Source organism: Streptomyces sp. NPDC059398 (genome assembly GCF_042751845.1).
Lineage (GTDB): Bacteria > Actinomycetota > Actinomycetes > Streptomycetales > Streptomycetaceae > Streptomyces.
In genome coordinates, this window is the sequence record NZ_JBHYWP010000023.1 from 27,114 (window position 1) to 48,798 (window position 21,685).

The following is a 21,685-nucleotide window of genomic DNA, read 5'->3' on the forward strand; positions in this document are numbered from 1 at the left end:
CAGTCGGAGCAGCGGGGGCCGGTAGCCACTACCGCCCTTGGACGAGAGTACGGAGGCGTGAGCAATGAGTATGCCCGGCGGCACCGGCGGCACCAGTGGTCGCTACCTCATCCGGGGTGACTACTACGACAAACACCTCACGGAACGGCAGCTGACCGACACCGTCACGATCGTGTGGGGCTCAGTGGGCCTGGTCTTCGGCGTGTTCATCGGAATTGGGTTGTCGTCGCTCTTCGGGCTGTCGACCGTCTTCCGCGTCGTGCTGGTCACTGCGGTAGTTCTCGTCGTCGGTGGGGGCACCGCATGGATCGCGCGCCGGATAGCGCGGCGCGGAACGGAGGACAAGCGGGTTGCAGAGTTCCTCGCGGAGCACGGAAGCGCGGAGAGCGACAGCGCCGACAGCGCCGACAGTGATACGCAACGGGAAGCTGAGCGATGAGTATCAAACGGTGCGGGTACCGATCTTCTGGTACTTCGCGGTCATGGCCAGCGCGCCAACCACGAGCACGCTCTGGCCGGCCGGTGATGCGGGTTCGTCGGCCGGTGCGCGGCGGCAGATGAGTGCGTCCGGGTTGCCGGCCGGCGCCTGGAGGGTGTAGCCGTCCGGGCAGGTCGCTTCCGGCCCGTGGCCCATCGGGCGGCCACAGGAGCGTAGCGGACGCTCCAGCGCCGACACACTCGACTCCCTCTGCACGCACAGATCCTGACGCCCCCAGATCTTCAGATGCGGCCGTCGTGCCTGCTGAGCTTGGTAGCTTCTGGGACATGCCGAAACAGGTGGGAATGCCGGTAGGCAGTCGTTACCGGTTGGCTGAACCGGTCGGTCAGGGCGGTATGGGCCGGGTGTGGCGGGCGCACGATGAGCTCCTCGATCGCGAGGTCGCGGTGAAGGAGGTTCTGCTCCCGGCGGAGCTCACCGACTCCGCGCGTCAGACGCTGATCCGGCGGTCCATGAGTGAGGCGCGGGCAGCGGCCCGGCTGCGGCACGCGGGCATCGTCACCGTGCACGACGTGGTCGAGGACGGAGAAGTGCCCTGGATCGTGATGGAGTTCCTGCCAGGGAAGTCGCTGGGCACGATGCTCCGCCGTGCGGGGCGCCTGGAGTGGCAGGCCGCACTCGCGATCTGCGTGCAGGTGGCCGAGGCACTGGCCCATGCGCACGCCACCGGGGTCATCCACCGGGACCTGAAACCCGAGAAGATCCTGCTCGTGGGGGACCGAGCGGTCGTCACCGACTTCGGTATCGCCCGGATCGTGGACGCGACGACGCAACTAACGGCTACGGACGGCGTGGTGGGCACGCCGCAGTACATGTCGCCGGAACAACTGAACAAGGCGTAACGGTGCTGTTCAAGGCCGACGCTGAGCGGATGGCAGAGAGGGGCAGTCCTTGGAGCTTCGTCGCCAGTGGAGCTCCGTTGCGCGAGGACGTCCTCGTGCGAACCGATGCCGCGTCTGTGGAGCAATGCCTCGCAGTGTGCTTGCCCCGCCTGCGTGAGCTGGGCTTTTGGTTCCCTGAGTGAGAGAGCGGGTGCGACCGAACCGCCGCCCCGGTTGTCAGTGCCGGCCGCTTATATGAGCCCATGGACACCGTGCACACGACCGCCGCCCTCCTCCCGGACCCCGCTGAGCTCCGCACGTACCTGCGCGCGCTGGCCGTGCTGGACCAGGCGATCTGCCGCGACCCGCGGTTCTCCCGCTACTCCTTCTCCACCGCCTGGGGACCTGGGACGGAGGCGGCCCTGATGGACAACGGCTCGGGTGACGACTACTCCGTCCTCTTCACCCCGGCCGGTGTGCTCGTCCGCGGCTTCGACCACGAGTCGGAGATGAGCCCGTACGCCACGGACGACGAACAGGTCTGGCCCGGTGTCATCGGCGAGGTGCCCGCCGCGCTGCGCCCGCTCCTGGACGACCCGGCCTTCGTCGACGAGGGCCTCGGCGCCCCGCGGATCACCGCCTGCCTGTGGTGGGAGACCGGCGGCAGCGCCTGGCGCACCGGCTCGGGCATCGAGTTCCCCTCGGGCAGCCCGGACCCGGACGGCTCCGGGCACCTCTTCCGCCTCCTCACCGACCGCTCCCCCGATGCCGTCCAGGCGCACTTCGAGGAGGACTACGGGCGGCCCGTCCCCCTCGCCACCGTCCGCCACGTCCTCGCGGGCCACCCCCTGACCCCCGAAGCCGCCCGCGGCCTCAACCCGGCTGCCCTCTCCGACGAGGCCCTGCTCCGCCGGATCGGCGCCGACCCCGAGGTCGAGGCGTACCTCGCCTGCGACGGTGAGTTCGACCTCACGCGGACCGACCCCATCGAGTCAATCGCCCTGCCGGCCGGTCTCCCGGTGGAGCCCGTGGCCGGCTGCAACGCGGGAGGCACCCACTACCTTTGCGGCCCGGCCGGCTCCGACCGCGTCCGCCCCGTCCTCTACACCGATTCCGAGGGCCAGGCTTCCCTCATCGCGGAGTCCCTCGCCGAGGCCCTGACCCTGGCCATCGTCCTCCCCTCCTGGCACGACGCCCTGGCCGGCTTCCGTCCCCCCGCGCTCAACGCCGACTACCTTGAGGACAACCCGGACCACCCCGAGGTCCGCGACCGCCTCCTCGCCGCCCTCCGCCTCCCCCCGGCCACCGAGCCCGAGGTCCTGGCCCGCCTCCTCACCACGGCCGCCCGCACCGTCCCGGACGGTTTCCTCCCTTCGGTCGAGGGCGAGGAGGACACGGCCTTCGAACCGATGCTCCGTCTGCCGGCCGAGTAGGACAGCCCCGCCGCGCGCCGCCCTCCGGACCCGACGCACCGCTACGGCGAAGCCATGACCGCACTGCCCGACTGGATGCGCCCTCCCCGCGCGGAGGGCTGTTCGCGGAGGATGTGACCGCCTCCCCGAGGTTCGGCCCGGTGCATGCCGGATCCACGGGCCAAAGTTCCGACAACTTTGGACCCGACAGTCGACTTGCCTAATGAAGGAGCTGGAAGTCCCCATGGATGAGGGTGTCCGGCTGGGTACGGCCCAGCTCCCGAACAGTCGCCACTGCGGCATTCAGCGCCTGTCGCGGCAGGACATGTGTCAGCTCCCCGGCGTCCTCGCGCAGCCGCTCCTCCCAGGCATCGGCCTGCTCACGCAGTCGCGGCAGGCAGCGCGGGCGGGGACGGCCAGGCGGCGGTTGAGCCGCCCGGCGACCGCCACTGCCTCGTCGCCGTCCTCGACCTCCGCCACAGGGTCGAGGGCTGAACCCGCTCCAGCAGCATCGCGAACTGCTCGTCGTCACGCTTGTGCAGCAGGACGGCACCGCACCCGCCCCACACGACGAAGGCATCCGGCTCATGGACGCTGCCGGGATGCGGGAACGACACCTTCAGCACCGCGCTCTCCCCATCCCGCCGCCGTACCGGAACGATGACGCCGACGCCCCCATGCATGACCTCGCCGTCCGGCACGCACCCCCAGCGCCCCAGCAGCTCCTCCACGATCCCGGGCAGATCGGCGAGCCACGCCGCCCCCGCCTCTCCCTCGCGGTCGACGGTGCTCTGCGCGAACTCCTCTGGCGTCGCGATCATCCCGGCACCCTACTCGCCGGCTTCTGGCTCATTCCCCCGCAGCCCGCGCCGTCCGCGTCCGTAGATACTGCCGGTCATGAACAGACCAAAATCGAGACGGATCCTCGCCGCACTCGCCGCATGTGCGGCCGGGGCCTCCTTGCTGGTGGGCCTCCAGGCGGCCCCCGCGGCCGCGGAAACCTTCTGCGGCTCCCACTCGGTCGATGGCGCCATCTGGACCGAGTACACCCAGACACCCGGTGCGCAGCAGTCCCTCGGCTGTCCCACCAGCGATGAACTCGGCCTTCCCGACGGGGTCGGGCGCCGTCAGGTCTTCGAGAACGGATCGATCTACTGGAGCCCGGACACCGGGGCGCACGCCGTGTGGGGGCTCATCGGGCAGGAGTGGGGTCAGCACGGCTGGGAGAGCGGCTACATGGGGTACCCCCTCACCGACGAGCTCAAGAACCCCGACGGGATCGGCCTCCGCCAGCAGTTCCAGAACGCCACGGTCTACTGGTCCCCCAGCAGCGGAGCGCACGCGGTGCACGGCAACATCGGATGGTGGTGGGGGCAGTACGGGTACGAAGCGGGGGTGTACGGCTACCCCACGAGCGACGAGTACAACGCCGGGCAGGTGGGCGGCAACCTCGATGACAACACCGGCGTACGCCAGGACTTCCAGTCCGGCAAGTACCTCCTGTGGAGCGGTGGTCAGGCCGACGCCTTCGAGACCTGTCAGTCCGCGTGTATCGGCTATGGCGGCATCACCAACACGAAGTGGGTGCAGAAGACCGAGGTCTACGTCAATTGGACCGACAGCCGGCTGACTTCCGTGCACGTCACTCCGACGGCCGCCGCGTTCAAGACCGTCACCGGTACCGATGACGCCGCCAGTGACCTCAATGACGACTGGAAGCAGGTGTGGTCCAACACCCGCATGTTCCCCGGCGCCACGCAGACCGAGGAGAACTCGACCTTCCAACAGCTGATGTGCCACGCGGAGTTCTCGTACCCCAACACCAGCGGTGGGCGCCTCGGCGGTCCCACGTGGGATCTGGAAACCTGGCACCCCGAACTCACCGGGGACAACGAAACCAAGCTCAAGAAGATGCTCGCCTCCAAGTGCAACTGGGAAACGGACTCGTAGCGCCTGCCTCCCAAGGCCCCTCGTCAGCCTCGGGGCCGGCGGAGGGCTTCTTGCTTCTTGTACTCCCGGACAGGGAATCCCTGGATCGCGGCGTGCCGGGACGCGAAGTGGCGCGAGTGCACCACCGCCGTGCTGCCCGCGTTCGCACACCACGTCACTGGGTGGCCGCTGACCGCGCGCCCCGCTCCACCAGGGCGGAACACTCCGGGCAGTCGGAGATGACCGGGTGTACGCAGTGCACCAGGTGGGCCAGGAACCGGTCGGCCAGTTCGAGATGCGCGATGTGTTCGGCGATCCGGGTGCGCTTCGCGTTGACCAGGCCGATGCGGTCGGCCCGTTCCCCGGCCGCCAGTTGACCGATTTCGGCGAGTGACAGCCCGGCCCGCCGGCCGATCTGGACGAGGCGGGCCCGGCCGATGGTCCGGCCGTCATAGACACGGTGCCCGGAGGGCAGCCGACGCGGGGTGAGCAGTCCGATGTCCTCCCAGTGCCGGAGGACATGGGTGGCCACCCCGAGCAGGGCAGCCGCACCGCCGATCTTCAACTCCACTGCGGACACCACACTCCTTTACTTCAGGTCGGCCTGAAGTTATACCGTCCGGTCATCGAAGGCACCACCGGATCGCGAGAAGGACGACGTTCGCTGTGTCTGACGCTGTGAGATCACCGACGCCGGCCGCATGCTGCGGCGCGGTCGCAAGCCTGGCAACGGGCCTACTCCGCCCCCGCCGCCCCGACCAGCGGTTTCTGCGTGGTCTGACCGACGCGGGACTGCCGGAGACGGCGGTGTCGGTCACCGTGTCCGCGCTGCGACAGGTGCCGCGGCCCGTGCCCACCGCATTCGTCGTGGAGGGGTTACGGCAGCCGCGGCGCATCGCGAACGCGCTGCTGTCGTTCGTGATCACCCACCCGGAAGCGACGTTCATCGTGGATCCGGGTGTGTGCCTGGATGTCGGCAGTCGCGCCGTCGCCGAGTTGCCGGTGGTCCTGCGGGTCGCGGTGCGTCCCCCGGCCGACACCGTCGCCACCGTTGCCGCACTGCGTGAGCGGCCGCATTCCTCCCTGGATTTCGCACTGCCGACGCACACGCACTGGGACCATGTGTGCGGGCTCCTCGACCTTCCGGAACTGCCGGTGCACCTGCACCGCCGCGAACACGACTGGGTCATGCAGGGCCCGATCGCGCCCGTGGGCGGTGTCCGTGAGGCCCTGCGCGGCCGCGGCATGGTCCCGTACGAACTGGACGGCCCGCCGGTCCTCACGTTTGCCGCCAGCCACGACCTCTTCGGCGACGGTTCCGTCGTACTCGTCGACCTCGCGGGACACACCCCTGGCAGCGTCGGAGTGCTGGCGCATACGGCGACAGGCTGGGTGCTGCTCGCGGGTGATGCCGCCTGGCACACCCACCAGATCGATCTCATCCGGCAGAAGGCCGGCTACCCCGGTGAGCTCGTCGACGAAGACCGGCACGAGACCTTCCGGACGCTGCACCGCCTGCACGCCGTCAAGGACCGAGTCGTGATCATCCCGACGCACGACCACCACGCGGCCCAGCAGCTGCCGACTTGAACTTGATCCCTCCGTGCCGTCCTTACTTACCCTGCCGTCCTTCCGTGCCGCCCTTCCCGGCCCTCCTTCCGTGCCGTGCCGAGGAGTCAGCGGTTCTTGAACTCCTCGATGGCGCCCCGGACCACCTCCCCCGCCGCGTCGCTTCCGGCGTGCCCGGCGTCCTCGATGACATGCAGCCGCGCGCCCGGCCACGCCTTCGCCAGCTCCCACGCCGTCTGCACCGGACAGCCCATGTCGTGCCGGCCCTGCACGATCACCCCCGGGATCCCGGCCAGCCTGTGCGCGTTCCGGATCAGCTGGTCCTCCTCCAGCCAGGCGCCGTTGCTGAAGATGTGGGCGCAGATACGGACGAAGGCGATCTGCGCGTCGATGTCGCGGTTGCTGTACATGCCGGGAACGCCGTTGGGTTCGCCGGTGATGACCGCGTCCTCCCAGGCGAGCCAGTCGGCGGCGGCCTTCTCGCGTACGGCACGGTCGGGCTTCTCCATCAGCCGTGCGTAGGCCGCGAGCAGGTCACCGTCCCGCTCGTCCTCGGGGACGCCCTCGCGGAACCGGTCCCACGCCTCGGGGCGGAACCGCCCGGCGCCACGGTAGAGCCAGTCGATCTCCGAGCGGCGGCACGTCATCACCGCCTGGATGACGATCTCGGTGACCCGCTCGGGGTACTGCTCCGCGTAGGCCAGGACGAGCGTCGGGCCCCAGGAGGCCCCGTTGAGCAGCCACTTCTCGATACCGAGGTGTTTGCGCAGCCGCTCCATGTCCTCTGTCAGATGCCTCGTGGTGTTGAGGCTCATGTCGGCGGCCGGGTCGCTCGCGTGCGGGGTGCTGCGGCCGCAGTTGCGCTGGTCGTAGCGGATGATCCGGTACGCCTCGGGGTCCCAGGCCCGCGTCGGGCGCCGCATGGCGCCGCCCCCTGGGCCGCCGTGGACGGTCAGGGCGGGTTTGCCCTCGGGGTTGCCGAGTTGCTCGTAGTAGAGACGGTTGCCGTCGCCGGTGTCAACGAAGCCGGAATCGTAGGGACTTGTGGGCGGGTAGAGATCGACCATGACCGTCGATCCTAGAGGCAGGCAGATCACGGGCGGGCAGTCCGGATTCCGCCGGACGCGGTGTCCGGCGGCGGCACACCCCTGTAGGCAGGCTCAGGCGGACTGTGGATCCGCGAAGCGGTCCCGCAGCTCGCGCTTGAGGATCTTCCCGCTTGCGTTGCGCGGCAGTGCGTCCACGAACAGGACCCGTTTGGGGGCCTTGAAGTGCGGAAGGGACTCCCGTGCGTGGGCGAGCAGTTCGGCCTCGGTGACCGCGCCCGACGCCTCGTCGGACACCACGACGACGGCCGTGACCGCCTCGATCCAGCGGTCGTCGGGCAGCCCGACGACCGCCGCCTCGGCGACCCGGGGGTGGGTGTAGAGCGCGTCCTCGACCTGGCGTGAGGCGACCAGCACACCGCCGGAGTTGATGACGTCCTTCACGCGGTCGACCACGGTGAAGTACCCCTCGGCGTCCCGCACGGCGAGGTCGCCGGAGTGGAACCAGCCGTCGCGGAAGGCTTCCGCGGTCTCCTCCGGCTTGCCCCAGTAGCCTTCGCACAACTGCGGTGAGCGGTAGACGACTTCGCCGGCCGTACCGTCGGGGACCTCGTTGCCGTTCTCGTCGATCACCGCGGCCTCCACGAAGAGGACGGGCCTGCCGCAGGAGTCCATCCGTCCCTCGTGCTCGTCCGGCCCGAGGACCATGGCGAGCGGGCCGATCTCGCTCTGCCCGAAACAGTTGTAGAAGGCAAGTCCGGGCAGCCGTTCGCGGAGCCGCTCCAGCACGGGCACCGGCATGATCGACGCACCGTAGAAGGCCTTACGGAGTCCGCTCAGATCGCGGGTCGCGAAGCCGGGGTGGCGGGCGAAGCCGATCCATACGGTGGGCGGCGCGAAAAGGGTGTCCGCCAGACCCGCCTCGACCAGCCGGAACACCTCGGAGGCGTCGGGTGTGTCCAGGATGGTGTTCTCGGCGCCCACCGCCAGATACGGCAGCAGAAAGACATGCAGCTGGGCCGAGTGGTACAGCGGCAGCGAGTGCAGCGGCCGGTCCGTCTCCCGGAGGCCGAGGGCCGTGATGGCGCTGACGTACTCATGGACGAGCGCCCGGTGCGTCATCATCGCGCCCTTGGCGAGCGCCGTGGTGCCCGAGGTGTACAGCAGCTGCACCAGGTCGTCGGAGCCGGGCGGGCGCTCGGGGGTGAAGGGAAGCGGGGTGCCGAGTGCGGCCAGCAGCGAGCCGTCGTCCCCGCGCAGCGGGAGCACCGGGAACCCGTCGGGGACCGCGTCGGCGAGGCCCGGGTCCGCGAGCACCAGCGCACTGCCCGACTGGCCGAGGATGTACGCCAGTTCGTCACCGGTGAGGTTCTGGTTCACCGGGACGTGGATCAGCCCGGCCCGTGCGCAGGCCAGGAAGCCGATGAGGTAGACGTCCGAGTTGTGCCCGTAGGACGCCACCCGGTCGCCGGTCCGCAGTCCGCGCCCGGTCAGTACGGCGGCGGCCGTACTGACCGCTTCATCGAGGGCGGCATAGCTCCATGCCCGCTCCCCGTACCGGACCGCGGTGCGTACCGGCACCCGGCGTGCGCTGCGGCGCAGGACGGCGTCGACCGTACCGGCGCGTGCGCCCGGCGTGGGCTGGTCCCGTGTCATGACGTGGTCCTGCTGCGTCCTGGCCTGGTCCTGCGGTTCGCCCGGGGCTTGTGTCATGGCGTGATCCTGCGGTTCGGCGGTGGTCGGGTCAAGGGAGGCGTACGGGGGAACCGGGGGATGGAGCGGCTGCCCGGCGAGCCCCGGCCGGCCGTACGCCCCGGTGGCGGCGCCCGGCTCAGGGGCTGACGGCCAGGAAGACGAAGGCGGCGAAGATCGCCAGATGGATACCGCCCTGCATCAGAGTCGCCCGGCCGGGGACGATGGTCAGGGCGCCGACCACCAGGGTCAGCGCGAGCAGCACCATATGGGTGGCTCCGAGCCCGAGCAGGAGTGGGCCGGTGAGCCAGACGGAGGCCAGGGCGATGGCCGGGATGGTGAGGCCGATGCTCGCCATGGCCGAGCCCAGCCCCAGGTTGAGGCTGGTCTGGACCCGGTCGCGGCGCGCCGCCCGTACCGCGGCGAGCGTCTCGGGCAGCAGCACGAGCAGCGCGATCACCACCCCGACGACCGCGTGCGGCAGCCCCGCCGCCTCCACGCCGGACTCCAGGGTCGGTGAGATGGCCTTGGCGTTGCCCACCACGGCGATCAGTGCGACCAGCAGGAGTCCGAGGCTCAGCAGGGCGGCCCGGCGGCGGGGTGGCGGGGCGTGGCCCTCCTCGTCCTGGATTTCGCCCTCCTGGGTCACGGGCAGGAAGTAGTCCCGGTGACGCACCGTCTGGACAGCGACGAAGAGGCCGTAGAGACAGAGTGAGGCGATGGCGGCGAAGGCCAGCTGCGGTCCGCTGAACTCCGGCCCCGGCTTCTTGGTGAACCTCGGCAGGACCAGGGTGAGGGTCGACAGCGCCGCCACCGCGGACAGGGCGGTGCCCGACCCCTCGGCGTTGAAGACGGCGACCCCACGGCGTACCGCACCGACCAGCAGGGAGAGCCCCACGATGCCGTTGCAGGTGATCATCACGGCGGCGAAGACGGTGTCCCGGGCCAGTGAGGAGTACTTGGAGCCTCCGTCGGCCATCAGGGTGACGATGAGCGCCACCTCGATGACGGTGACGGCGACCGCAAGCACCAGCGAGCCGAAGGGCTCCCCCACCCGGTGGGCGATCACCTCGGCGTGGTGCACGGCGGCCAGCACCGCTCCGGCCAGGCAGAGCGCCACCAGAACCACGGCGAACACCGGCAGATGGCGGCCCCAGCTGAGAATCAGGGCCACCACGGCGATCAGGGGGACCGCGGTGGTCCACTGTGCCGCCAGGGCCCGGCTCGGCGCTCTCATGGGCCCACGCTGACAGAGATGATCAGTGGCTGCCCGGTGAGTGCGTCCGGGACGGGTACCTGCCGCGTGGACCGTACGGTGGCCGCGGACACGCCGGCGGCCCACGCCGTGGCCACCGTCGCACACCGCACCGCACCGCACCGTAGCTGTGCACCCCGTGGCGAGCCCCTGCCGCGCATCCCGCCACGGTCCCCGCCGTGGATCACGCTACGGACCGCGCCGCGCATCCCGCTATGGATTCGCCGTGGATCCCGGGCGGCCGGGTCAGAGGGCGCGCTCGTGGCCCTCCCAGTACGGTTCGCGCAGCCGCCGCTTGTAGAGCTTGCCGTTGGGGTCGCGGGGCATCGTCTCGATGAAGTCGACGCTCCTGGGGCGTTTGTATCCGGCGAGCCGGGACTCGCAGTGGGCCAGGATCTCGGCGGCGAGCGCGTCGCCGGGCACAGCGCCGTCGGACGGTTCGATGACGGCCTTGACCGCCTCGCCCCACTCCGCGTGCGGGATGCCGAAGGCCGCGGCGTCGGCGACCGCCGGGTGGCTGAGCAGCGCGGACTCGATCTCGGCCGGGTAGATGTTGACCCCGCCCGAAATGATCATGTCGATCTTGCGGTCCCGGAGGAAGAGGTAACCGTCCTCGTCGAGCAGGCCGAGGTCGCCGACGGTGAAGAAGTCCCCGATGCGGTTCTTCGCCGTCTTGGCCTCGTCCTTGTGGTAGCTGAAACCGCCGGTGGCCATCTTCATGTAGACGGTGCCGAGTTCGCCGGGGGGCAGCCGGTTGCCGTCGTCGTCGTGGATGGCGAGTTCGCTGATGGGCCAGGCACGGCCGACGGTGCCCGGCTTCTTCAGCCAGTCATCGGCCGTGGCGAAGGCGCCGCCGCCCTCACTGGCCGCGTAGTACTCCTCGACGCAGCGGCCCCACCACTCGATCATCGCCCGCTTGACGTGGTCGGGGCAGGGCGCGGCGCCGTGGATGGCATGGCGCATGGACGTCACGTCGTACCGCTCCTTCACCTCGTCGGGCAGGGCGAGGAGGCGGTGGAACTGGGTGGGGACCATATGGGTGTGGGTGCACTTGTGCGCGTCGATGCGGCGCAGCATCTCCTCGGGCGTCCACTTGTCCATCAGCACCAGGGGGTGGCCGATGTGCAGGGCCGCGCCGGCGAACTGGAGCACCGCGGTGTGGTAGAGCGGCGAGCAGACGAGGTGGACGTTGCCGTCGAAGGGCTTGATCCCGAAGATGGCGAGGAACCCGCCGAGGTAGGTCTCCTCCGGCGGTTTGCCGGGCAGCGGGCGGCGGATGCCGCGGGGCCTGCCGGTGGTGCCCGAGGTGTAGTTCATCACCCAGCCGAGGGTGCGGTCCACGGGTACGGAACCGGGCTGCCCGCCGGGGAGTTCGGCGTAGGGGCGGAAGCCCGGTATGTCGCCGACCGCGTACCGGTGGGTGGCGGGGAGTCCTGCCTCGTCGGCTGCCGCCGTGGCCGCTTCGGCGAAGCGTTCGTGGGCGATGAGGACCTTGGCACCGGAGTCGGAGACGATCCAGGCGATCTCCGGCCCGACGAAGTGGTGGTTGACCGGGACCAGATAGAGGCCCGCCTGCGATGCGGCGAGATAGGCGGTGAGGAACTCGACGCCGTTCGGCAGAACGACCGCGAAGGCGTCACCGCGCTTCAGCCCCGCGGCGCGCAGTCCGTGCACCAGCTGGTTGACGGCGGTGTGCAGCCGTCCCGCTGTCCACTCCTCGCCGTCCGGCGCGATCAGGACCGTACGGCCGGGGTCGGCGGTGGCCTGGGCCCAGAAGCCGTTGGGGGTTCCGCTCTCCGTGGCTGCCATCAGTGACTCCGTCCTGCGATGCGGTTGATGCGGTCGACGGCCCGCTCGAAGCCGCGGGTCAGCTCGTCGAAGACCTCCTGCACACCGCGTTCGGAGTTCATCCGGCCGACGATCTGGCCGACCGGGGTGCCGAGCAGCGGGGCGACCTCATACTTCTGGATCCGGGAGACCGCGTCGGCGACGAGCAGGCCCTGGAGCGGCATGGGAAGCGTGCCGGGTCCCGCGGGGTCGTCCCAGGCGTCGGTCCATTCGGTACGGAGCTGACGCGCGGGCTTGCCGGTGAGCGCACGGGAACGCACGGTGTCGCCCGACTCCGCTTCGATGAGCTTGTGGGTGAGCGCGCGGGAATGCATCTCGGCCTCGGTGGTGGTGAGCCAGAGCGAGCCGAGCCAGACGCCCTGGGCGCCGAGCGCGATACCGGCGGCGATCTGCTCGCCGCTGCCGATCCCCCCGGCGGCCAGCACCGGCAGCGGGGAGACCGCGTCGACCACGTCGGGCGTGAGCACCATGGACGCGATGTCCCCGGTGTGGCCGCCGGCCTCGTACCCCTGGGCGACGACGATGTCGATGCCCGCCTCGGCGTGGCGCCTGGCGTGCTTGGCGCTGCCGGCCAGCGCCGCGACCAGCACATCGTGGCGGTGGGCGCGTTCGATGACGTCCGCGGGGGGCGAGCCGAGGGCGTTGGCGAGCAGTCTGATCGGATAGTCGAAGGCGACATCGAGCTGGTTGCGGGCGACCTGTTCCATCCAGCCGGTGATCCGCCAGCCGGAGGCTTCGCCCTCGGGGTACTCGGGCACCCCGTGTTTGGCGAGGGTCTCCTCGACGAACCGGCGGTGCCCCTCCGGGATCATTGCCTCGACCTCGGCCTCCGTCACCCCCTCGACCTTCTTCGCGGGCATGACGACATCGAGCCCGTACGGCAGTCCGCCGGTGTGCTCCTGCATCCAGTCGAGATCACGCGCCAGTTCGTCGGGGGCGGTGTAGCGGACCGCTCCGAGTACCCCGAATCCGCCGGCCCGGGTGATGGCGGCGGCCACGGCGGGAAAGGGCGTGAAGCCGAAGATTGCGTGCTCGATCCCGAGTTTCTTGCTCAGCTCCGTCTCCATGGGGCGCAGGATGCCCCAGCGGAGCATCCGAGGGAAGAGATTTTCTGATGCTGTGTCAGATTCTTTGGAGCGCTGGAGACACGCGGTGCGAGGGTTGACACCCCCGCACCGATGGCAGAAAGTTTCCGCAATTGTCCAAGGGGTCGAAAGATACTTTCAAGGAGCGCGGGGATGAGCGGCAACGCTGCGGGCGGACACATCAGCAGGCGCCGACTGGGCGGCGGAATGCTGGCTCTCGGCGGGGCCTTCGCCCTGGCCTCCCTCCCCCTGGGCCCCGCGGCCGCGGCGGGACCGGCCGCGCACCGCGGCCCGGGGCGGGGCAGGGATTCGGGCGCCCCGGCACCCGGGCGCGGAACCGGCCCGGCTTCCGGCTCCCGTCGTACGACCCTCCGGCACGGCACCGCCGAGCAGGCCGGGCTGCTCCCCGGCCCCCTGGGCCAACTGGTCCGCGACGCACGGACGTTCCTCGATCCCTCGCCCACCCACCCCTGGTACGCGGGTGCCGTCCTGCTCGCCGGACGCGGCGGCACGGTGGCCCTGCACGAGCCGATCGGGCAGGCGGTGCGCTACTCGGCGTACGACGAAAAGTCCGACACCGGTGTGGAGTTCCCGCCGGACCAGCAGATCGCCGCGGACCGGGACACCCTCTACGACCTGGCGTCCCTCTCCAAACTCTTCACGTCCCTCGTCGCGGTGCAGCAGATCGAACGGGGCACGCTGCGGCTGACGGCGAAAGTCGCCTCCTACCTCCCCGAGTTCGGAGCGGCCGGCAAGTCCGAGGTGACCGTACGCCAACTCCTCACCCATACCTCGGGGTTCCGCGCGACGCTGGCGCTGTACAAGGAGCCGACGCGGGAAGGGAGACTGCGGATGCTGTGGAACGAAGCACCCATCAGCACTCCCGGCACCGCCTATCTCTACTCGGACCTCAACCTCATCTCGCTCCAGCTGGTCCTGGAGAAGATCACCGGCCGCCCGCTCGACGTACTGGCCCATGAGGGGATCACCGCTCCGCTCGGGATGGACCGCACCTGCTACAACCCGCCAGCCGACCGGAAACCGGAGATCGCGGCCACCGAGGACGCCAGGCCGCCCTGGTCGGGCCTGGACCGCGGGCTGGTCTGGGGCGAGGTGCACGACGAGAATGCCTACAGTTTCGGCGGCGTCGCCGGTCACGCCGGAGTCTTCTCCTGCGCCTGGGACCTGGCCGTCCTGGCCCGCACCCTGCTGAACGGCGGCGCGTACGGACGGGCCCGCATCCTGCGTCCCGACTCCGTCGACCTGCTCTTCACGGACTTCAACACCGCGTTCCCCGGGGACAATCACGGACTCGGGTTCGAGCTCTACCAGCACTGGTACATGGGCGCGATGGCCACCCCGCACACCGCGGGCCACACCGGCTTCACCGGGACCAGCCTGGTGCTCGACCCGTCCACCGACACCTTTCTGATCATGCTGGGCAACTCGGTCCACCCGGTGCGCGACTGGCGCACGGGAAGCGCGCCCCGGGTCCGCGCGGGCGACAGTCTGGCGCGGGCGGTGCCGGTGCGGCCCGCGCACGGACGTACGGCCTGGTTCTCCGGTATGGCGAGCTCGGCGACGGCCACCCTGACCCTGCCCGCCCTCAATCCGGTGCCCGAACGGGCCCGTCTCAGCGCCTCGTTGTGGTGGGACACCGAGCCGCACGCCGACTTCCTCCTCCTGGAAGTATCCGCGGACGCCGGGACGACCTGGCAGCCGGTGCCCTTCTCCACCACCGCCGAAGGGCAGGGTCCGGAGACCCACCCGACGGGCTCGGTGGACGGCTGGTCAGGACGTGTCTGGCACCGGCTGGACGCGGATCTGACGCCCTGGCACGGCAGGGAGGTCCGGCTGCGCTGGCGCTGTACGACCGATCAGCTGTACGTGGGCCGCGGGGCGTACGTCACCGGCATCGCGGTCGGGGACGGCCGCCGTACGGTCTTCGACGAGACCAGGGCGGCCGACGCGGCCCGGATCGAGGCGTCCGGCTGGGTGCGTTCCGCGGACTGACCCGGCCGGTGACGGGCCGCCAGGAAGGGCCCGGCGCACGGTCGGCCGTGGTCCGCCCGGCCCCGGAGATCCCAGTCACATCTCGGCGATTCCCCTCTCCGTGCAACCGCACGGAAGGCCGGAGCGTGGTAAACGGACGTAGATCCTTATCCACGATGCCAGGGGCTCCACACTCATGACCACACAGCTGAACCGACTCCCCCGCCGGATGGCCGCGCTTCTGGCGGTCACCGCCCTCAGCCTCGGCGCAGCGGCCTGTTCCTCCTCGTCGGACGAGAAGGGCTCCTCCTCCGCGGACTCCTCTGCGGCCTCCTCGTCCGACGGCGCCACCTCCGGCAAGGGCGCGGCCGCCGGCAGCTCGGACAGCTCGACGTCCAACGGTTCGGGCGCCGACGGCGGTACGAAGACGGCGAACGGCTCCTCCACCACCGACGGGAAGGGCACGGCAGCCGGTGGCTCCGCTTCGTCCCGCTGCCACACCGCCGGTCTGAAGGCGGCCTTCGCCACGGGCGGCGACGCCGTACCGGACATGCAGGGCGACGAACAGACCCAGGCGTCGGTGGCGTTCACCAACACCGGCAAGGCCACCTGCACCCTGTCGGGTTTTCCCGGCGTCGACCTGATCCGCGATCAGGGCTCCCCGAGCACCTGGTCACTGGAGCGTTCCTCGAAGCCGGTCACCACCATCTCCCTCGCGCCGGGGGAAACCACCGACTTCAGCATCACGCTCGGCGCGACCACGGAGAAGGGGGCGGGCGCCTTCGTGCCCAGTCTGGTGCGGATCACTCCGCCCGACGAGAGGACGCAGTTCTCGCTGAAGTGGCCGTTCGGTGGGGCCGTCACCAAGCAGGACGGCGCCACCCACCCGGCGACATACGTCAACCCGATCGGGTCCTGACACCCGGCTCCTCTGCGGTCGCCGGGACCTTCCCGAGCCGGACAGGGCCCCGGCTTCCCCACCCCGGCCGGTACGCACGCGGCGGCTCACAGCCCCGGCGCGCTCCGCTGCCGGCGACGCTCGGCGACCTGGCGGTACAACTCGGCGGCCTCGTCGCCGCGGCCCAGCTGCTCCAGGCAGTGGGCCTCGTCGTTGCGGCTGGCCAGCGCATCGGGGTGGTCGATGCCGAGCACCCGCTCGCGGGCCTCCGCGACCGCCCGGTAGACGGTGAGGGCGTCCGCCCAGCGCCCGAGCCAGCCGAGGCCGACCGCGATCTCGCGTCGGCTGGCCAGGGTGTCCGGGTGGTCGGCACCCAGCGCCTCCTCCCGCAGGGCGCCGACCTCGCGCGCCTCGGTGAGCGCCTCATCCCACCGGCCCAGGCGGCCGAGGTTCACCCCCAGGCCGTGGCGGGCCCGCAGGGTCTCCGGGTCGGCCGGCCCCTGGGCCCGGGTGCGGTCGGCGACGAGCGCGCCGAGCCGTTCGAGCGCCTCCGCACTGCGGCCCAGCCGGCCCAGGCTGATGGCCACCTCGTAACGGGTGCCGAGGGTGTCGGGGTGGTCGGCGCCCAGCGCCTGTTCACGGCCGGCCGCCACCTCGCGGTAGATCTCCAGCGCCTCCGGCCAGCGCCCCAACTGCCCGAGTGTGTAAGCGACTTCGTACCGCGTCAGCAGGGTGTCCGGGTGTGCGGCGCCCAGCACGGCGGCCCGCGCGTCCGCGACCTCGCACGCCATCCGGTACGAGTCCTCCAGCCGCCCGAGCCTGCTCAGGTTGAAGGCGAGGTTGTGCCGGCAGCGCAGTGTGTCCGGGTGGTCGGGGCCGACGGAACGCTCCCGGGCCGCGAGCACCGACGCGTACACCTGGTGCGCTTCGAAGTGCCGTCCGAGCTGCCCCAGGACGTACGCCGCCTCCTGCTGGGCGGCGAGAGTGTCCGGGTGGTCGGCGCCCAGGGCCCGCTCGCGGCCCTCTGCGACCCGGGTGAACTCGTGCAGCGCGTCGGCCGCCCGTCCGGTGCGGCTCAGCGTGAAGCCCACTTCGTAACGGCTGGCCAGAGTGTCGGGATGGCCTGGGCCGAGTACGTACTCCCGCTCGGCCGCCACGGCCCGGTGCACCTCGCCCGCCTCCGACCAGCGGCCCAGCCTGCTCAGACTGAGCCCCGCGTTGTGGCGCCCGGTCAGCGCGGCCACCAGGTCGGGCGGGGGTGTGGGCCGCTGCCCGGTGGAGAGCACGGGGACCGCCACGGCGTCGCGCGGCGGCCCGGCGGTCGTCCACTCCCCGGTGAGCGCTGTCGCCCGGTCGGTCGGGGTGGAGGTGACCGTCCAGGTACCGGTGGCCTTGTGACCGGTCGTCATGGACCGGGTCCAGGGCGGCAACGGGGGCAGAGGCGGGGGCAGTTGCACGGTGGGGCCCGGCACACCGGGCACGGTCAGCCCGGCCGACGGCGTCTCGGGGCCGAGCAGCAGACCGAACTCCCTGGCATCGGCCGGGCGCCCCTCGGGGGTCTTGGCGAGCAGATCGAGGACGGCCCGGTCGAGGAAGTCCGGCAGCTCCGGGCGGTGGCTGCGCGGCGGCTCGGGCTCGGTGTCCCGGTGGCCGACGAGGACCGCCCACGCGTCGTCCAGGTCGAACGGCGGCGCCCCGGTGGCGATTTCGTACAGCACACAGCCCAGCGAGTACAGATCGCTGCGGTGGTCGATCTCCCCGCCGCCGATCTGCTCGGGCGACATGTAGTGCGGGGTCCCCATGGCGATGCCGGTGCCGGTGAGCCGGGAGGTGAAGCCGATGTCGTGGCCGAGCCGTGCGATGCCGAAGTCGCAGATCTTCACGGTGCCGTCGGTCAGCCGCATGATGTTGGCGGGCTTCAGGTCCCGGTGGACGATGCCCTGCTCATGGGTGTAGGCGAGGGCGGACGCGACCTGCCGGGCGATGTCCACGACATCGGGGACCGCCAGCGGCCGCTGCCCGTTCGCGCCCAGGAGCTGACTGAGGTTCTGGCCGTCGAGCAGTTCCATGACGAGGTACAGGACACCCTCGTACTCGCCGAAGTCGTGGACGACGGTGACCCCGCGGTGCTGGAGCGAGGCCGCGACCCGCGCCTCGCGGCGGAAGCGCTCGCGCAGCACCCGGGTGAAGGACTGGTCGTGCTGGGGCCCCAGCGGCTTGAGGCATTTGACGGCGACATGGCGGCCCAGCGACTCGTCACGCGCCCGCCACACCTCGCCCATGCCCCCGCGCCCGATCGGTTCGAGCAGCCGGTACCGGCCGTGGATCAGCCTGGTGTCCGCCATCTCGTACTGTCGCCCCCGTCGCGTCGCTGCGCCGTCCCCGGCCCGTCCAGTATGGCGTCCGGTGTCCGGAGTTTGTACGGTGCCGGACGGCTGCCGGGGCCCAGGCGCGCCATGGCCTTCAGAATATGGCCAGGTGGCAGCTGCCAGCGCAGCCGGTCCGGGATGCAGCGCAGGGCGTTGCCGGTGGCCGTGAGCCGCCGGGTCACGGTCTCAGGACCCGGCGCCGGCCTCCCGTAGAGCTCATGGGCGTACGGAGGCAGTGCGGCGTACGCGAGCCCGGCCACGTGCCGCCAGAACACCTCGCGCGCCGGAGTGAGAACGGCGGGCACGGGGGGCCTGCGCAGGAACGCGTCCACCTCACCGGACTCCGGGGTCGCGGCGAGTTCGGGGCGTACGGACTCGAAGTAGGCGGCGAGTCCGGCCCGGTCCGCGGGCACCTCCGCCGGGTCGAGCCCGACCAGCCGGGCGCTCTGCCGGTTCTCGTCGATGTAGCGGTCGGCCTGTGCGTCGCTGACGGGGACACCGGAGCGGCGCAGGACGGTGAGATACGAGTCGATCTCGGCGCAGTGCACCCAGAGCAGCAGCGCGGGCTCCCCGACGCCGTACCGCTCCCCGGTCGCGGGGTCGGTGGCGCCGAGGAAGCCGTGGATCCGCCGGACCCGGGCGCCGGCCTGCTCGGCGGCGGCGGTCGTGCCGTAGGTGAGGGTGCCGACGAAGCTCGCGGTGCGCAGCAGCCGGCCCCAGGCGTCCTGGCGGAAGTCCGAGTTCTGGATGACGCCGCGGACCGCGCGGGGGTGCAGCGCCTGGAGGTAGAGGGCGCGGATCCCGGCGATCCACATCACCGGGTCCGCGTGCACCTGCCAGGTCACCGACCCGGGACCGAACAGGCCGGGGTCGGGTCCGCCTGCCGTCCGCGGTCCTTCGCTCATGCCGTCACTCCGCTCCGCCTGGCCGCTCGCTGTCCCGGCCGGCCGCCGGTCACCCGGTTTTGGGTGCCGTCGGCCGGTCGCCCTCGGCCGGCCGCCTCCGTTCCCGGACCGGCTTCCGGCCCGGACCTCCTGGGTCACATGTCCCCCACGTACGGCATGCCCGGGTTCGCGGCGCACCACTCCCCGCGGCGCGCACGGCCTCGCGGTGAGGGATGAGGCGACGGGCGGCGCGGGACGGTGGAGAGGAGTGTTGGCGGTCGCGGCGGCAGTGGCGGTCGCTCAGGAGGCCGTCGCGGGAACGAGCCGGTCGAGCCCCTGTGCGCTGCCCGTCGCGGCTTCGGCCGAGCGCGGCAGCATGATGCTCTCGTAGGCGCGGACGGCGTCATCGACACGGGACTCCCGTACGAGGGCGTGGGCGAGGTCGGAGCCGTCGAGCATGGCGAGATTGGCGCCCAGACCGACCGGGGGCATCAGATGCGCGGCGTCGCGGAGCAGCGTCATGCCGGGTATGTGCGCCCAGGTGTGCGGGGCGGGCAGGACGGACAGCGACCGGTTGACGAATCCGCTGTCGCCGCCGCGCAGGACGTAGCGCAGGCTCTCGTCCCATCCGTCGAACATCTCCAGCAGTGCCGCCCGCACGGCCCGCCGGTCGCCGAGGTCGACACGGGCGGTCACATGCCAGTCCTGCGGCACGCGGAGCGCGATGTAGGCGCGGATGTGGCCGTTGCTGTTGCGCTGGGCGACCAGGGTCCTGCCGGGCCCCTTGGCGAGCATCGATCCGTTGCCGACCAGCCGCGCGAGTCCGGGGTGGCGGGTCTCGCCGTCGTCGAACCCGGTCTCGACGTAGGTGACCCCGGTGTAGCTCGGTACGGCGGGCGACAGGGCAGGGCGGACGCGGGACCAGGCGCCGTCGGCACCGACCACCAGATCGAAGTCCTCGGTTGCGCCGTCACCGAAGAGCAGGCGGCAGGTGCCGTCCGCCTGTGGGGTGACTCCGCTGACGTCGCGGTCCCACCGCACCGTGCCCTCGGCGATCGAGTCGAGCAGCAGACCGCGCAGTTGGCCCCGGTCGATCTCGGGCCGCCCTCCCCCGGCAGCGGAAGGACCCTGCTGCGCCAGGAGCGCGGCGGTGGCGAAGTCGAGCACGCGCCACTCCTCCCCTTCGGGACGGGCGAGAGCGTGGAACCGGTCGAGGAGCCCCGCCGAATCCAGCGCGGCCTGGCCGGTGCCTGCGTGCAGGTCGAGGCTGCCGCCCTGTGGTCGGGCGTCGGCGGACGCCTCTCGTTCGAAGACGGTGACAGAGCGGCCGTGCCGCTGGAGGACCCGGGCGCAGACGAGGCCGCCGAGGCCGGCGCCGACAATCGCGATACGGGGGTCACGAGCGGAGTTCATGGGAGCGTCCCTCGGAAGGTGGATGAGCCGCCGGGAGGCCCGGCAGGCATCACCAAGAAAGCACACTCGCTACATATGTGCAATGACTACACTTTCGTAGTGGATACACGTGGGGCTAGGGTGTGTGCGTGACCGAACCGACCGGGCGCCGCGAGCGCAAGAAGGCCCAGACCCGCCAGTCCCTGGCTGACGCCGCCCTTGAACTCTTCCTTGAGCGGGGCTACGACCAGGTCGGCGTCAAAGACGTCGCCGACTGCGCCGATGTCTCGGTGACCACCCTGTTCAAGCACTTCTCCAGCAAGGAGGCCCTGGTCTTCGATCAGGACGACGACCTGGAGGAAGCACTCGTGGCCGCGGTGCGTGAGCGCCCCGAGGGCCAGTCGGTCCCCCAGGCGCTGCGCGAACACCTCCTGCTGGCCCAGACCCGGTTCGCCCTCCATGCCGCGGATCCCAGGTTCGCCGACTTCACGCGCCTGTTGCAGGAGACCCCCGCGCTGCGGGAGTACGCCCACCGCATGTGGACGCGCCACGAAGCGGCCCTGGCGGGAGCCATCGCCGAGGCCGCGGGTGCGCCCGATGACGACATCGGCTGCGCCGCCCTGGCCCGTTTCGCCCTGGAGGCCCGCGGCCTCATCCTCGGGCACGCCGAACCGCGCCGAGCCGCCGAGGAGATCTTCGCGCTGCTCGAACACGGCTGGGCGGCCGTCCAGCCGGGCGACTGACCCCGGCCCGGGAGAGTCACGACGATGGGAAGGCCTCGTACGTCAGCCGTTCGTGAATTCAGGCGGACGCTTGTCGACGAAGGCGGCCATCCCCTCCTTCTGATCCGCCGTCGCTGCGACGACCTCGTTCATCACCTGGAGGTTGAGCGCGTTGAGGGCCTCGGGCCGGTCGAGCGTCAGGAGCGCGGTCCGCCCCTTGCGCTCGACGCGGATCGTCTCGTACGGCTCTGTGGTCATCTCGTACGGCTCCG

18 protein-coding genes and 3 pseudogenes are annotated in these 21,685 nt (G+C 71.1%); 9 read left to right on the forward strand and 12 right to left on the reverse strand.

The window, feature by feature from the left end; all coding sequences use genetic code 11:
* Positions 1-64: 64 nt before the first annotated feature.
* Positions 65-439, forward strand: a complete 375-nt coding sequence (locus ACFXBC_RS11420) for a hypothetical protein (protein ID WP_385021860.1) — start codon at positions 65-67, stop codon at positions 437-439.
* A gap of 3 nt (positions 440-442) precedes the next feature.
* Here the strand turns inward: ACFXBC_RS11420 and ACFXBC_RS11425 are convergent, their stop codons facing one another.
* Positions 443-676, reverse strand: a complete 234-nt coding sequence (locus tag ACFXBC_RS11425) for a hypothetical protein (RefSeq protein WP_385021863.1) — start codon at positions 674-676, stop codon at positions 443-445.
* Between the two features lie 89 nt (positions 677-765).
* On the opposite strand from ACFXBC_RS11425, the gene ACFXBC_RS11430 reads away from it, so the two are divergent.
* The 3 genes and pseudogenes from ACFXBC_RS11430 to ACFXBC_RS11440 all read left to right on the forward strand — a co-directional run.
* Positions 766-1,341, forward strand: a complete 576-nt coding sequence (locus ACFXBC_RS11430) for a serine/threonine-protein kinase (protein ID WP_385021867.1) — start codon at positions 766-768, stop codon at positions 1,339-1,341.
* Positions 1,342-1,583: 242 nt separating this feature from the next.
* Entirely contained in the window at positions 1,584-2,753 is a 1,170-nt protein-coding gene (locus tag ACFXBC_RS11435) for a hypothetical protein (RefSeq protein ID WP_385021870.1), read from the forward strand.
* Between the two features lie 54 nt (positions 2,754-2,807).
* Positions 2,808-2,881: pseudogene (locus ACFXBC_RS11440) on the forward strand (Uma2 family endonuclease); the annotation flags it as partial.
* Positions 2,882-2,970: 89 nt separating this feature from the next.
* On the opposite strand, the pseudogene ACFXBC_RS11445 reads toward ACFXBC_RS11440, so the two are convergent.
* A pseudogene (locus ACFXBC_RS11445) lies at positions 2,971-3,553 on the reverse strand (aminoglycoside phosphotransferase family protein); the annotation flags it as partial.
* Between the two features lie 76 nt (positions 3,554-3,629).
* Here ACFXBC_RS11445 and ACFXBC_RS11450 point away from each other — a divergent pair.
* Positions 3,630-4,682, forward strand: coding sequence for a hypothetical protein (locus tag ACFXBC_RS11450; RefSeq protein ID WP_385021873.1), 1,053 nt, complete (start codon positions 3,630-3,632; stop codon positions 4,680-4,682).
* 154 nt (positions 4,683-4,836) lie between these two features.
* Here ACFXBC_RS11450 and ACFXBC_RS11455 read toward each other — a convergent pair whose 3' ends face one another.
* Entirely contained in the window at positions 4,837-5,241 is a 405-nt protein-coding gene (locus ACFXBC_RS11455) for a MerR family transcriptional regulator (RefSeq protein WP_385021876.1), read from the reverse strand.
* Between the two features lie 269 nt (positions 5,242-5,510).
* Here ACFXBC_RS11455 and ACFXBC_RS11460 point away from each other — a divergent pair, with 269 nt between their 5' ends.
* The gene (locus ACFXBC_RS11460; RefSeq protein WP_385021879.1) at positions 5,511-6,251 is read left to right on the forward strand and encodes an MBL fold metallo-hydrolase; all 741 of its coding nucleotides are present in this window, start codon (positions 5,511-5,513) and stop codon (positions 6,249-6,251) included.
* A gap of 86 nt (positions 6,252-6,337) precedes the next feature.
* Here the strand turns inward: ACFXBC_RS11460 and pip are convergent, their stop codons facing one another.
* The 5 genes from pip to ACFXBC_RS11485 all read right to left on the reverse strand — a co-directional run bounded on the left by pip (position 6,338) and on the right by ACFXBC_RS11485 (position 13,138).
* A complete protein-coding gene (gene pip, locus ACFXBC_RS11465; RefSeq protein WP_385021882.1) occupies positions 6,338-7,297 on the reverse strand; it encodes a prolyl aminopeptidase in 960 nt (319 codons plus the stop codon).
* Positions 7,298-7,390: 93 nt separating this feature from the next.
* Positions 7,391-8,932, reverse strand: a complete 1,542-nt coding sequence (locus tag ACFXBC_RS11470; RefSeq protein WP_385021990.1) for an acyl-CoA synthetase — start codon at positions 8,930-8,932, stop codon at positions 7,391-7,393.
* Positions 8,933-9,107: 175 nt separating this feature from the next.
* Complete coding sequence (locus ACFXBC_RS11475) at positions 9,108-10,205, reverse strand: calcium:proton antiporter (RefSeq protein ID WP_385021885.1); 1,098 nt, start codon at positions 10,203-10,205, stop codon at positions 9,108-9,110.
* A 264-nt stretch (positions 10,206-10,469) separates the two neighbouring features.
* Complete coding sequence (locus ACFXBC_RS11480) at positions 10,470-12,032, reverse strand: acyl-CoA synthetase (protein WP_385021888.1); 1,563 nt, start codon at positions 12,030-12,032, stop codon at positions 10,470-10,472.
* A complete protein-coding gene (locus ACFXBC_RS11485) occupies positions 12,032-13,138 on the reverse strand; it encodes an NAD(P)H-dependent flavin oxidoreductase (RefSeq protein ID WP_385021891.1) in 1,107 nt (368 codons plus the stop codon). Before ACFXBC_RS11485 ends, ACFXBC_RS11480 begins: the two co-directional genes overlap by 1 nt.
* 171 nt (positions 13,139-13,309) lie before the next feature.
* On the opposite strand from ACFXBC_RS11485, the gene ACFXBC_RS11490 reads away from it, so the two are divergent.
* Positions 13,310-15,169: a serine hydrolase gene (locus ACFXBC_RS11490; protein ID WP_385021894.1), complete on the forward strand. Its 1,860-nt coding sequence runs from the start codon at positions 13,310-13,312 to the stop codon at positions 15,167-15,169.
* A 175-nt stretch (positions 15,170-15,344) separates the two neighbouring features.
* Positions 15,345-16,067: a DUF4232 domain-containing protein gene (locus ACFXBC_RS11495; protein ID WP_385021897.1), complete on the forward strand. Its 723-nt coding sequence runs from the start codon at positions 15,345-15,347 to the stop codon at positions 16,065-16,067.
* 86 nt (positions 16,068-16,153) lie between these two features.
* On the opposite strand, the gene ACFXBC_RS11500 is transcribed toward ACFXBC_RS11495, so the two are convergent.
* The 3 genes from ACFXBC_RS11500 to ACFXBC_RS11510 form a co-directional block, all read right to left on the reverse strand.
* Positions 16,154-18,391, reverse strand: coding sequence for a tetratricopeptide repeat protein (locus ACFXBC_RS11500; protein ID WP_385021900.1), 2,238 nt, complete (start codon positions 18,389-18,391; stop codon positions 16,154-16,156).
* Positions 18,373-19,320, reverse strand: a complete 948-nt coding sequence (locus ACFXBC_RS11505; RefSeq protein WP_385021903.1) for an oxygenase MpaB family protein — start codon at positions 19,318-19,320, stop codon at positions 18,373-18,375. Before ACFXBC_RS11505 ends, ACFXBC_RS11500 begins: the two co-directional genes overlap by 19 nt.
* A 279-nt stretch (positions 19,321-19,599) precedes the next feature.
* Positions 19,600-20,712, reverse strand: coding sequence for an FAD-dependent oxidoreductase (locus tag ACFXBC_RS11510; RefSeq protein ID WP_385021906.1), 1,113 nt, complete (start codon positions 20,710-20,712; stop codon positions 19,600-19,602).
* A gap of 128 nt (positions 20,713-20,840) precedes the next feature.
* On the opposite strand from ACFXBC_RS11510, the gene ACFXBC_RS11515 reads away from it, so the two are divergent.
* Complete coding sequence (locus tag ACFXBC_RS11515; RefSeq protein ID WP_385021909.1) at positions 20,841-21,434, forward strand: TetR/AcrR family transcriptional regulator; 594 nt, start codon at positions 20,841-20,843, stop codon at positions 21,432-21,434.
* A 108-nt stretch (positions 21,435-21,542) separates the two neighbouring features.
* On the opposite strand, the pseudogene ACFXBC_RS11520 reads toward ACFXBC_RS11515, so the two are convergent.
* A pseudogene (locus tag ACFXBC_RS11520) lies at positions 21,543-21,671 on the reverse strand (enoyl-CoA hydratase); the annotation flags it as partial.
* Positions 21,672-21,685 lie beyond the last annotated feature (14 nt).